Origin of the sequence: Polaribacter pacificus, from assembly GCF_038024035.1 — a bacterium.
GTDB lineage: Bacteria > Bacteroidota > Bacteroidia > Flavobacteriales > Flavobacteriaceae > Polaribacter > Polaribacter pacificus.
Window position 1 is genome coordinate 1,569,645 of record NZ_CP150664.1, and the last position, 13,148, is coordinate 1,582,792.

Consider the following 13,148-nt stretch of genomic DNA (forward strand, 5'->3'; position numbering starts at 1 on the left):
CTTTTAATCTCAGCTGCGCTAAGGTTTAGCTATCGAGTTCTTTAATTAAGGCTTGAAAAAAATGATCTATATGTTCTTTTTTAATCGTTAGCGGAGGAAGAATTCTCAACAGTTTTGGATTGTTTGAGCTCCCCGTAAAAATATGCTGGGTATCAATGAGTTTTTTTCTCAAAGCAGCCACTGGAAAATCAAATTCTAAGCCCAACATTAGACCTCTTCCTTTGATATTTTTTACAGAAGCCAATTGAGCTGCTTTCTCCATAAAATACGCTGAGACTTCAGAAACATTTTTCATTAATTGCTCTTCTTCTAGAACTTCTAAAACACTCAATGCAGCTGCACAGGCCAAGTGGTTTCCTCCAAAGGTGGTGCCCAACAACCCATAAGAAGCCTCAATACCAGGCCCTATTAAAATCCCTCCAATTGGAAAACCATTGCCCATTCCTTTGGCTACAGAAATTATGTCTGGTCGTATTTGATGTTTTTGAAAAGCAAAGAAATCTCCTGTTCTACCATAACCCGATTGCACCTCGTCGGCTATAAATAATGCACTGTATTGTTTGCATAATTTTGCTAAGCCTTGATAAAACTGAGTGCTGCTTTCATCCAAGCCCCCAACTCCCTGTATGCACTCTACGATTACTGCACAGGTCTGTTCTTTCTTTAAAATTTCTTCGACAGAAAGCAAATCTCCAAGTGCAACAAAATCAACCTGATGTTGGGCATTTAACGGAGCTACAATTTTTGGGTTATCGGTTACAGCCACCGCCGATGAAGTTCTTCCGTGAAAAGAGTTGTTAAAAGCCAGTACCTTCTTTTTACCTGTGTAGAAAGAGGCAAGTTTTAATGCATTTTCATTGGCTTCTGCACCAGAATTACACAAAAACAATTCATACTCTTCACAAGCAGACAGTGCTCCTAATTTTTGAGCCAACACCTCTTGTAATGGGTTTTGTATTGAGTTGCTATAAAAGCCCAATTTACTCACTTGCTCACGTAGCTTTTTTACATACGTTGGATGCGAATGTCCAATAGAAATGACCGCATGCCCTCCGTACAAATCTAAATATTTGATGCCCTGATCATCATAAACATAAACATCTTTTGCACTAAGAGGTGTGATGTCAAATAAGGGATATACATTAAATAGTTTCATGAGTTTCGTTTTAAAAATAGTTAGCTTTTAATTGAATTCCTTCTTTTTCTTCCAAGCCAAACATCAAATTCATGTTCTGAACAGCCTGTCCAGATGCTCCTTTTAATAAGTTGTCTATACAGCTAGTAATTAACAATTGCTGGTTGTGCTTTTGTAGATTGATCAAACACTTGTTGGTATTTACCACCTGCTTTAGATGAATTTCTTCATCAGAAACCTGTGTAAATGCCGCCTCTTTATAAAAAGAGTTGTACAAGTCTTTCGCCTCTGCTAAAGTCCCATCAAAAGTGGTGTATAGGGTTGCAAAAATCCCTCTAGAAAAATTACCTCTGTTTGGGATAAAATAGAGTTCTGATTTGTTGTTAAGCTGATGAATGGTTTGATTAATTTCTCCCAAATGCTGATGTGAAAAAGCCTTGTAATGAGAAAAATTATTGTCTCTCCATGTAAAATGTGTCGATGCCGATAAGCTTGTCCCTGCTCCAGTTGCTCCAGTAACTGCATTTATATGTACCTCATTTTGCAATAGCTGTGCCTTTGCTAGTGGAAGCAAAGCCAATTGAATGGCCGTAGCAAAACAACCAGGATTTGCTATGTATTGAGCATTTTTAATGGCCTCTTTTTGCAGTTCAGGCAACCCATACACAAAGCTTTTGTTTTCAAAAACGGCATCCTCGGTAAGTCTAAAATCATTGCTTAAATCAATAATTTTGGTGCTAGAAGAAAAATGATTTTCAGCCAAAAACGCTTTTGAGTTTCCATGACCTAAACACAAGAACAAGACATCAACAGTACTGTTAATCTCATCCGAAAATTTAAGATTGGTTTCTCCATACAAATCTTGATGAACGCTTGCTATTTTGTTTCCGGCATTTGAAGTACTGTATACAAAATTGATGTGCACTTTTGGATGCCCTATCAAAATTCGAATCAATTCTCCAGCAGTATATCCTGCTCCACCGATAATTCCTACTTCTATCATGATTTTGAGTTTACTTGTTGGTAAATCTTATTTTGATTGGCTACAATCTTGATAAATCCTTTAGCCTCATCTGCTGTCCAAGCCAAATTCATCTCTCCATAACTTCCAAAAGCAGGGTTCATTAAATCGTGTAAAGATTCAATCCCTTGTATGCTAAAGTGGTAAGGTTTTAGACTTACAAAAACAGTACCTGTAACCGCCTCTTGACTGTTTTGTAAAAAGGCTTCAATATCTCTCATCACAGGATCTAAATAATGCCCTTCGTGTAAGTGCATTCCATAATAACTTGACAGATGTTCTTTATGCTGCAATTGCCATTTGGTTAAGCAGTGTTTTTCTAACTGATGATGGGCTTTGATACAAACCAATGCGGCAGCAGCCTCAAAACCCACTCTTCCTTTGATACCCACAATAGTATCACCCACGTGAATATCTCTACCTATTGCATAGGCAGCAGCCAAATCATTTAAATAGGCAATGTTTTTTTCTGGTGATTGAGCAAAGTCATTTACCTGCACCAATTGTCCTTTTTCAAAACCGAGCTTTACGTGTTCTGAACCTTCTTTTTGAAGTTGAGAAGGATAGGCAGAATCTGGTAAAGGGTCTTTTGAGTTTAAGGTTTCTTCTCCTCCAATGCTGGTACCCCAAAGCCCTTTGTTTACAGAGTATTTTGCCTTGGCCCAAGACATTTCTATACCGTGATCTTGCAAATAAGCAATCTCTTCTTGTCTGGACAATTGCTGATCTCTGATAGGTGTAACAATGGTGATTTCTGGAGCTAAAATCTGAAAAATCATATCAAAACGCACCTGATCATTCCCTGCCCCTGTACTTCCGTGTGCAATATGACTGGCCTTTATTTTTTTGGCATAATCAACAATTTTAATGGCTTGAATGATTCTTTCTGCACTAACAGAAAGTGGATAACTATTGTTTTTTAAAACGTTTCCAAAGATTAAAAACTTGATTACTTTTTGATAATACTCAGAAATTGCATCAATATTTACATAGCTACTCACACCCATTTTATAAGCGTTTTTTTCAATTTTATGAAGCTCTTCTGAAGTAAAACCTCCTGTATTGACACTCACTGCGTGTACTTCAAATCCTTGGTCTTTTGTTAAGTGAACTGCACAATATGATGTGTCTAGACCACCGCTATAGGCTAAAACTAATTTTTTCATTTTTTTTCTTTTAGTAAGAATAGGTTTTGCTTGATACTTTTTAGTCTCTTAAACACCGATTCTTTGATTTTTCTAATCTCTTTATTTTTTGCTTTTGGATCATATAACATCCCTGTACACAAACACATTTTTTGCTGAGTTCGCTGTAAAACATCGTAGTTTTTACAGGTTTGACAACCGTTCCAAAAAGATTGATCTGTAGTCAGTTCTGAAAAAGTTACAGGTTTGTAACCCAGTTGACTGTTTAATTTCATTACAGCCAGACCTGTAGTAATGCTAAAAACTTTTGCGTTTGGAAATTTGGCTCTTGAGTGCTCAAAAACAACTTTTTTAATTCTTTTTGACAAGCCAATCCCTCTATAATCTGGATGTACAATCAAGCCCGAGTTGGCAACAAAATTGCCGTGACTCCAAGCTTCGATATAACAAAATCCAGCAAACTTATCTCCATCCAAAGCAATGACGGCATTGCCGTTTTCTAGCTTTGTCATGATGTATTCTGGTTTTCGCTTTGCGATTCCAGTGCCTCTTACCAAGGCCGCTTCGTCAATGGTTTGACAAATAATGTCTGCATATTTTCCATGCGACATATTAGCAATAACAACCTTCATTGAAATTGATTTTTTAATGGATACTAAATGTTTTGAAAAGTTTCTTGAGTGGAGAACCGGACTCACCTGGGTTCTATAAAGATATTCGCCCTACGGGCGACGACTAAAGCGAATGCGCGTCGAATTCTTCTTGTTGTTTAAAACAAAAGAAAAAGAAGATAATGTGATAAGGGTATATAATGTGTTCAATGGAAAAAAATAAAAATTGCGTATAAGATCAGTGGGTTTGGTTCTACTTAACAGCGGCGGCGTAAGCGAACGAAACTACGAAGAGCGATCGAGCGATTTTTATTTTTGTTTGAAATCATGCCACAAATGTATACATAATTTAAATATGTGCAACAAGTACTTAAAAAAAATTACAAAATATAATTAGTATTTACAAAATTGGATTGATTGCTTTCTAGTAAATCCGTTAGAATAGCATCATTAGCCTCGTTACTTCTAAAGGCTACCAAGGTTCTAATTGAAAATGTTCGCAAGGCATCATGAACACTCAGGGTACTCACAGCAGAATCTTTTCTTCCAACAAAAGGGAAAACATCCGGGCCTCTTTGACATTTGGTATTGATATTTACTCTACACACTTGATTGACCAAAGAATCAATCAAAGGAGCTAAAGAACTGGCATTCTTACTAAACAGACTAACCTGTTGCCCATAATTGGACTCTGAAATATAGTCTAGCGGTTCTTGAATATCAGAAAATGAAACAATCGGCACAACAGGACCAAATTGCTCTTCTTCATACACTCTCATTTTGTTATTTACAGGATACAACACTGCTGGGTTGACAAAACTTTTAAGGCTGTCTCCTCCGCCTTTGTTAAGGACAACGGCTCCAAGATTAAGTGCATCGTCTATTAATTCTTTAATATATGCAGGCTTGGTTGGTTCTGGCAAAGGAGTGATGTTTACATCAGAATCCCAAGGCAATCCTACAGTTAATTTGGCTAATTCTTCTACAAACTTTTGATTAAATTCTTGTACAACATCTTCATGCACAAAAAGTATTTTTAAGGCCGTACAACGCTGACCATTAAATGCCAAAGCGCCTAATAAGCATTCTTTTACTGCTAGATCTATATCGCTATCTGGCAATACGATTCCTGGGTTTTTAGCCTCAAGACCTAACACCAAACGCAATCTATTTTTCTTTGGATGGTACTCTTGTAAAATATTAGCAGACTTGCTATTACCTATCAATGCCAGGACATCTACTTTTCCTGATTTCATAATTGGAGTCGCTAGGGTTCTACCGCTTCCATAAATTAGATTTACAACGCCTTTTGGAAAACAGGTTTGAAATGCTTTTAACAAAGGAGATAAAAGTAAAATACCATGTCTTGCTGGCTTAAAAATGGTTGTATTTCCCATGATTAACGCTGGAATCAACAGGCAGAAAGTTTCATTTAATGGGTAATTATAAGGGCTTAAACACAGAACCACTCCTAAGGGGCCTCTTCTTATCTGTGCGTAAATTCCATCGCTCTTTTGAACTTTAGAATCTGCTCTATCCATTGCTTTTAAAGCAACAATGGTATCATTAATATACTCAATAGTTCTGTCAAATTCATTACAAGATTCATTGTAGGGTTTGCCAATTTCCCACATCAATAATTTAACCACCTCATCGCGGGTTTCTAACATCATTTCTGCAAATTTCTCCACACAAGAAATGCGTTCTTCTACCTTCATTGTTGCCCAGGCTCCACGCCCTTTATCGTAAGCAGTATATGCTGACTCTAAAGCCTCTAAGGCTTCTTTTTTACCTAAATCAGGGATGCTACCAATTGATTTTTGCACAAGTGTGCCCTCTGGAGTAGCTTCAAAAATAGGAGAGACAATCTCAGTAAATTTTCCTTCCCACTTTTTTAAAGATCCATTGACCAAATACCGATCTTGGATGTACGGTACATTGATTCTAAATTCTTCTGGTATTGAGCTATTTGTAAATAAATTTTTCAATAGAAAATTTGTATTAAATTTTATGCAAGTTATATCAAAAATTGAAATAAATCAGGTTTATCGTTTAAATAATCACCATAAAAATTCATTTTTTTCATCCGCATTAAGAGCGGTTGTAGATGATCTTTGTGCTTTAATTCTACACCCACAATTGCAGGACCATCTTCTCTGCTGTGCTTTTTAGCATATTCAAAATAGGTAATATCATCTTGCTCTCCTAACACGTGGACTACAAACTCTTTTAATGCACCTGCTCGTTGTGGAAATCGAATGATAAAATAATGCTTTAGACCATTATAAAGCATGGCTCTCTCCTTAATTTCTGGAGTTCTGGTAATATCATTATTACTACCACTAACGATACAGACCACGGTCTTTCCTTTTATCTCATCTGCATAGCTATCTAAGGCCGCCAAAGTTAATGCTCCGGCAGGCTCAACGACAATGGCATCTTTGCTATATAGATCCAAAATGGTTTGACACACTTTCCCTTCTGGAACCGTCATCATAGCATCGAGGTTTTTTTTACATATTTCATAAGTTAGAGCGCCGACTTGCTGAACTGCCGCTCCATCTACAAATTTATCGATGCTAGAAAGTCGAACATTGCTTCCTTGTGCAAGAGCAGTTTTCATTGAAGCCGCTCCTTCTGGCTCGACTCCAATAATTTTGGTGTTGGGTGAAAGCATTTTAAAAACCGATGAAAGCCCAGAGGCCAAGCCTCCACCACCAACAGGAATAAAAACATAATCGATTGGTTCTTTTGTCTGCTCTAAAATTTCTAAACCAACCGTGGCTTGCCCTTCGATAATTTTAGGGTCATCAAAGGGATGAACAAATGTTTTTCCTTGGGTTTCACAAGTAAATGCGGCTTCTTTTTGAGCATCATCAAAAGTGTCTCCAACCAAGGCTACCGTCACATATTTCCCTCCAAACATTTTTACTTGATCTAACTTTTGTTTTGGAGTTGGCGTTGGCATAAAAATAGTTCCGTAAATCTTTAACTTTTGACAGGCAAAAGCAACACCTTGTGCGTGATTCCCTGCACTGGCACAGACAATTCCTTTTTGCAATTCTTCTTCTGTTAATGAACTAATTTTATGATATGCTCCGCGAATTTTATACGAGCGAACTTGTTGTAAATCTTCTCTTTTCAACAAAACAGTTGCATCAAGTTTTCTAGAATAATTAATGTTTTGTGACAAAGGAGTTACTGTCACTACATCTTTTAATGAAGTGACAGCTCTTTGAATATCTTCTAATTTTGGGTAATATGTTGATGTTTGTATGTTCATTTTTTGTATTTCAATATAATGTCATTTCGAAATGAGCATTTTTGCGATTGAGAAATCTGCCAATTGTCAGATTAATAATATCTTTTTTTATTTTATTTAAGAGATTTCTCATCGCTCCTATCGTTGCTCTGACCAAATGACAACAACTTTTAAAGTTGTGTCATCGCAGTCATTGAAGCCCGTAAAACAGCTCCAACTTTTTCTACTTCGTGTTCCCTAATCACTTTATTTACAGCAATTAATCGTTGATTACCTACCTGGTTTCCTGCGCTAAACTTTGCACCAATAACATCAGTTTTTACTGTTTTCATAAAGTCCTTTAATAAGGGTTTACAAGCGTGATCAAACAAATAACAACCGTATTCTGCCGTGTCAGAAATCACACGATTCATTTCGTATAACTTTTTACGTGCAATGGTATTTGCGATTAAAGGAGTTTCATGCAACGATTCATAATAAGCTGATTCTGCAATAATCCCTGAGGCAGTCATTGTTTCAAAGGCCAACTCTACACCTGATCTAACAAAGGCGACCAATAAAGTACCGTGATCAAAATATTCTTGTTCTGGAATTTCTTGGCTGGTTACCGCTGTTTTTTCGAAAGCAGTTTCACCAGTTTCTGCTCTCCAGCTCAACAAGTTTTTATCCTCATTAGCCCAGTCTTCCATCATGGTTTTTGAAAAATGACCAGACATAATATCATCCATGTGTTTTTGAAATAAAGGACGCATAATCTCTTTTAAGCGTTCAGAAATTTCAAAGGCTTTAATTTTTGCTGGGTTTGATAAACGGTCCATCATATTGGTAATTCCTCCGTGCTTTAGAGCCTCTGTTATGGTCTCCCATCCATACTGAATTAGCTTTGCGGCATAACCTGGCTCAATGCCTTCTTCTACCATTTTATCAAAAGACAATATTGCTCCAGTTTGCAAGACTCCACATAAAATGGTTTGTTCTCCCATCAAATCTGATTTTACCTCTGCCACAAAAGACGATTGCAAGACTCCTGCTTTATGTCCACCAGTTGCCACAGCATAGGCTTTTGCTTGCTTCAAGCCTTTTCCTTGTGGATCATTTTCTGGATGCACAGCAATTAATGTTGGCACTCCAAAGCCTCTTTTGTACTCTTCTCTTACTTCAGAACCTGGACATTTGGGCGCAACCATTATCACGGTTAAGTCTTCTCGTATTTGCATGCCCTCTTCTACGATATTAAATCCGTGAGAATAAGACAAGGTCGCTCCTTTTTTCATCAAAGGCATTACTGCATTTACCACATTAGTATGTTGTTTGTCTGGTGTTAAATTCAAAACCAAATCTGCTGTAGGTACTAATTCTTGATAAGTTCCAACGGTAAATCCGTTTTTAGTGGCATTTAAAAATGATGGTCTTTTTTCTGAAATGGCTTGGGCTCTTAAGGCATACGAAATATCCAATCCAGAATCTCTCATGTTTAATCCTTGGTTTAATCCTTGGGCACCACAACCAATAATTACAATTTTTAATCCTTTTAATGCGCTTACGCCATCTTCAAATTCTGAAGACTCCATAAATCGACATTTTCCTAATTCTATTAATTGTTCTCTTAATGATAGCGTGTTAAAATAATTTGTCATTTTTCTTTTATTAAGTTTTAAAATGCGGTGAGCATTTCTGAAATATTCATTGGTTCTTTGCTTATTGATATTCTACCTGATCTTACAAATTGCAATAATTTGTGGGGTTTTAGTTCTTGATATAATCGTTCAGTTTCTACTCTACTTCCTGTTTTTTCAATCACAAAAAAATCATTAGAAACCGTGACTATATGTGCGTGATTTTGTTTAATAATTTCTTGTAACTGAGAAGTGCCGAGCAAAGAGTCTAAGGCCACTTTATACAGTGCAGATTCTTGATAAATGGTTTCTTCATCTGTATGCGCATAGGCTTTGATGACTTCTATTTGCTTTTCTAATTGTCCGACAATTTTACTTGCTTGATGCACTTCCATGCTGGCAACAATTACAAACCTGTTTACATTTTCAATCTCAGATTGCGAAGCTGTTAAGCTTTCTATATTGATGTGTCTTTTAGAAAATATTGACGATACTCTGTTTAACAAACCAATATTGTTTTCTGTATATATTGATAGGGTATACGATTTCAGTTCTGTGTTCATTTTTTTCTTTTTTTGAAGAGGCCCTAAAGATTCTCTATTTATTAACTTAATCTGATATCTGAAACAGATGCTCCTGTCGGAATCATCGGAAATACATTGTTTTCTTTTGCCACACATACTTCTAAGAAATACGATTCTTTTGAACTGATCATTTCTTGTATGGCAGCCGTTAAATGTTCTCTTTTTGTAACTCTTTGGGCATTGATATGATAGCCTTTTGCAATGGCCACAAAATCTGGATTTGTCATTTCTGTTGATGCATACCTTTTATCGAAAAATAACTGTTGCCACTGTCTCACCATTCCCAAAAACTCATTGTTTAAAACCACAATTTTAACAGCAGCTTTGGTTTGAAAAATGGTTCCCAATTCTTGAATGGTCATTTGATAGCCCCCATCGCCAATAATGGCAATAACTTCTCTAGTTGGCGCTCCCATTTTAGCGCCAATTGCGGCTGGCAATGCAAAACCCATGGTTCCTAATCCACCCGAGGTAATACTGCTTTTTGTTTGTTGAAACTCTGCATATCTACAGGCAACCATTTGATGTTGACCAACATCAGAAACAATCACTGCTTTTCCATTGGTTACCTGGTTAATTTCTTTGAGCACTTCACCCATAGAAATTCCAGCTTTGCTTGGATACAATTCTTCTTTGATCACGTTCTCAAATTCAATAGCATCATAGTCTCTAAATTCTTGTAGCCAAGATTCATGAGTTTTCTTTTCAAGCAAAGGCAACATTTTAGCCAAGGTTTCTTTTGCGTTTCCTAAAACTGCAACATCCGTTTTTACATTTTTATCAATCTCTGATGGATCAATATCAAAATGAATCACCTTTGCTTGTTTTGCATAACTTGCTAAATTGCCGGTTACACGATCGTCAAATCGCATCCCGATTGCAATTAGCACATCACATTCATTGGTAAGTTTATTGGGCCCGTAATTTCCGTGCATGCCAACCATGCCAACATTTAGTGGATGTTTAGACGCTAAGGCTGATAAGCCCAAAATTGTCCATGCAGCTGGAATCCCTGCCTTTTCAATGAGTGCTTTAAATTCGGCTTCTGCTTCTGCTAACAGAACTCCTTGACCAAAAACAATCAATGGTTTTTTTGCCTTATTTATCAATGCAGCAGCAGCCAACAACATACTTTTATCTACATCTGGTACCGCCTTATAACTACGGATAGCTGTGCATTTTTTATATTCAAAATCAAAGCTATCAAACTGTGCGTTTTTGGTGATATCAATTAATACAGGTCCTGGTCTCCCAGAACGAGCGATATAAAATGCTTTTGCCAACACTTCTGGGATTTCTGCTGCTTCTGTAATTTGATAATTCCATTTGGTCACTGGAGTAGAGATGCCAACGATATCAGTTTCTTGAAATGCATCAGAACCTAATAAATGCTTCCCTACTTGCCCGGTAATACAGACCATGGGAGTTGAATCTATTTGTGCATCAGCAATTCCAGTGACCAAGTTTGTTGCTCCTGGTCCAGAAGTTGCCATCGCGACACCAACTTTACCTGTTACTCTAGCAAAACCTTGTGCTGCATGGGTTGCGCCTTGTTCATGTCGTACCAATACGTGCTGTAATTTGTCTTGGTATTTATACAATTCATCATAAATTGGCATAATTGCTCCACCGGGATAGCCATAGATTAAATTAACTCCTTCTGCTAGCAAACAGCGTACAACTGCTTCGGCTCCAGAAATGTGTTCTGTCTTTTGTTGCCTTTTTAAGGCTTTGGTTTGTGTCTGTACTTTCATAAGCTTTTTTTAAAACGCATCTGTCACACAACCTTGTGATGCTGATGCTACTGTTTTTGCGTATTTGTATAAAACTCCTTTTCTATGTTTTAATGCTGGTCTTTTCCAGTCTGCTTTTCTTTTAGTTAATTCTGCTTCAGAAAGCAGCACATTAATGCTTCTTTCAGCTGCACTAATGGTAATGACATCACCTGTTTTTAACAGTCCAATTGTACCACCAGATTGTGCCTCTGGAGTGATATGACCAACGACAAATCCGTGAGTTCCACCAGAAAAACGTCCATCGGTAATTAAAGCAACTGATTTCCCAAGACCTGCTCCCATAATTAAAGAGGTTGGTTTTAGCATTTCTGGCATTCCTGGTCCTCCCTTTGGCCCAACATATCGGATAACAACCACATCTCCTTTTTTAACTTCTCCGTTAGAGATTCCAATATTTGCTGCATTTTCTCCATCATAGACCACTGCTTTTCCTTTAAAATGCAAACCTTCATTTCCGCTAATTTTTGCAACGGCTCCTTCGACTGCAAGATTTCCGTATAAAATCTGAAGATTCCCCGAAGATTTTAAGGGGCTGTCTTTGGAGTGAATTACATCTTGTTCTGCATCAAATGAAAGGGGTTCAACATTGGCTAGATTTTCTGCCAAAGTTTTTCCTGTAACGGTTAAACACTCGCCGTGTAAATATCCATTGTCTAATAAATATTTCATGACTGCTGGTGTACCACCAACGCCATGAACATCTTCCATTAAGTATTTTCCACTCGGTTTTAAATCGGCAATCAACGGTGTTCGATCACTTACTCGTTGAAAATCTTCTAAAGAAAAATCGATATCTGCAGCATGGGCTATCGCCAAAAAATGTAAAACTGCATTGGTAGATCCGCCCAAAGCATTTACAATGGCTATGGCATTTTCTATTGATTTTTTAGAGATAATATCCAAGGGCTTTAAATCTAATTTTAACAAGTTTTTGATCGCCAGTGCAGTTCGTTCACTTTCTGATAACTTGTTTGGATTTTCTGCAGGAATTGAAGAATTATAGGGCAATGCAAATCCCATGGCCTCTATTGCAGAAGCCATCGTATTTGCTGTGTACATTCCACCGCAAGCACCGGCACCAGGGATAGCTCTTTTAACGATTTCTTTGTACTCTTTTTCATCAATTTCCCCAGCTACTTTTTGCCCCAGTGCCTCAAAAGCAGATACTATGTTTAACTTTTTTCCCTTGTATTTTCCAGAAGCTACTGTACCTCCGTACATCATAATTGAAGGTCGATTTAAACGCAACATTGCAATGACAGCACCAGGCATATTTTTATCACAACCAACTACAGAAATCAAGGCGTCATAACTTTGTGCATTCATCACTGTTTCTATAGAATCTGCAATTAAATCTCTAGAAACCAAAGAATAATTCATGCCAGAAGTACCCATAGAAATTCCATCAGAAACCCCAATGGTATTAAACCCTAATCCAACGACCCCATTGATATTACATTCTGTTTTTACTTCTGCTGCCAAATTATTTAAATGCATATTACAAGGGTTACCATCATAGCCTGTGCTAGCGATTCCAACTTGCGCTTTATGCATGTCTTCATCGGTAAAACCAACAGCATACAACATGGCTTGTGAGGCTGGCTGTGATTGATCTTCTGTTAATCTACTACTGTGTTTATTTAGTTTCATTTGTATTAATTCTGTTTTTTAAAGAGTTCAATATTAGATATTTGTACTTTCTCGGTATTCTTTATTTTTTTATTTTGCTGATGTCTATTTTAATGAAAAAACACATAAATAACTGATTTAGTGGGTTTTGTGTTTTTTATTTTATGATTTTCAACGGATTGACTTTATAAAAAAAACCTGTATCAAATTGATACAGGTTTTTGCTTTATATGGGCAATAAGAATCTGTATCAACTCGGTGGTGAGCTAATAATGATACTAATTGCGATAATGATGTTCTGAATAAAACTCATCTGTTTCGTTTGTTTCATAAAAAAAGCCTTCCGAAA

General features: G+C 37.0%; 10 protein-coding genes. All 10 read right to left on the minus strand.

The annotated features are described in order from the left end of the window. Nucleotides 1-25 precede the first annotated feature (25 nt). The 10 genes from WHC90_RS07105 to ilvD all read right to left on the minus strand — a co-directional run bounded on the left by WHC90_RS07105 (nt 26) and on the right by ilvD (nt 12,820). Nucleotides 26-1,156 (minus strand): aspartate aminotransferase family protein, encoded by a 1,131-nt coding sequence (locus WHC90_RS07105; RefSeq protein WP_188597783.1) that lies wholly within the window; start codon nt 1,154-1,156, stop codon nt 26-28. A gap of 10 nt (nt 1,157-1,166) precedes the next feature. After that, on the minus strand, nt 1,167-2,138 hold the full coding sequence (gene argC / locus WHC90_RS07110; protein ID WP_188597784.1) for an N-acetyl-gamma-glutamyl-phosphate reductase: 972 nt from the start codon (nt 2,136-2,138) through the stop codon (nt 1,167-1,169). Further along, on the minus strand, nt 2,135-3,322 hold the full coding sequence (locus tag WHC90_RS07115) for an argininosuccinate synthase (protein ID WP_188597785.1): 1,188 nt from the start codon (nt 3,320-3,322) through the stop codon (nt 2,135-2,137). Before WHC90_RS07115 ends, argC begins: the two co-directional genes overlap by 4 nt. After that, on the minus strand, nt 3,319-3,933 hold the full coding sequence (locus WHC90_RS07120; protein ID WP_188597786.1) for a GNAT family N-acetyltransferase: 615 nt from the start codon (nt 3,931-3,933) through the stop codon (nt 3,319-3,321). Before WHC90_RS07120 ends, WHC90_RS07115 begins: the two co-directional genes overlap by 4 nt. A 359-nt stretch (nt 3,934-4,292) precedes the next feature. Beyond that, on the minus strand, nt 4,293-5,900 hold the full coding sequence (locus tag WHC90_RS07125) for an NADP-dependent glyceraldehyde-3-phosphate dehydrogenase (protein ID WP_188597787.1): 1,608 nt from the start codon (nt 5,898-5,900) through the stop codon (nt 4,293-4,295). Between the two features lie 29 nt (nt 5,901-5,929). Beyond that, nucleotides 5,930-7,195, minus strand: a complete 1,266-nt coding sequence (gene ilvA / locus WHC90_RS07130; protein WP_188597788.1) for a threonine ammonia-lyase IlvA — start codon at nt 7,193-7,195, stop codon at nt 5,930-5,932. 149 nt (nt 7,196-7,344) lie between these two features. Continuing rightward, nucleotides 7,345-8,811, minus strand: a complete 1,467-nt coding sequence (gene ilvC, locus WHC90_RS07135) for a ketol-acid reductoisomerase (RefSeq protein ID WP_188597789.1) — start codon at nt 8,809-8,811, stop codon at nt 7,345-7,347. Nucleotides 8,812-8,828: 17 nt separating this feature from the next. Beyond that, nucleotides 8,829-9,353 (minus strand): acetolactate synthase small subunit, encoded by a 525-nt coding sequence (gene ilvN, locus WHC90_RS07140; protein WP_188597790.1) that lies wholly within the window; start codon nt 9,351-9,353, stop codon nt 8,829-8,831. Between the two features lie 41 nt (nt 9,354-9,394). Next, on the minus strand, nt 9,395-11,128 hold the full coding sequence (gene ilvB / locus WHC90_RS07145; protein WP_188597791.1) for a biosynthetic-type acetolactate synthase large subunit: 1,734 nt from the start codon (nt 11,126-11,128) through the stop codon (nt 9,395-9,397). 9 nt (nt 11,129-11,137) lie between these two features. After that, entirely contained in the window at nt 11,138-12,820 is a 1,683-nt protein-coding gene (gene ilvD / locus WHC90_RS07150; RefSeq protein WP_188597792.1) for a dihydroxy-acid dehydratase, read from the minus strand. Between the last annotated feature and the right edge of the window lie 328 nt (nt 12,821-13,148).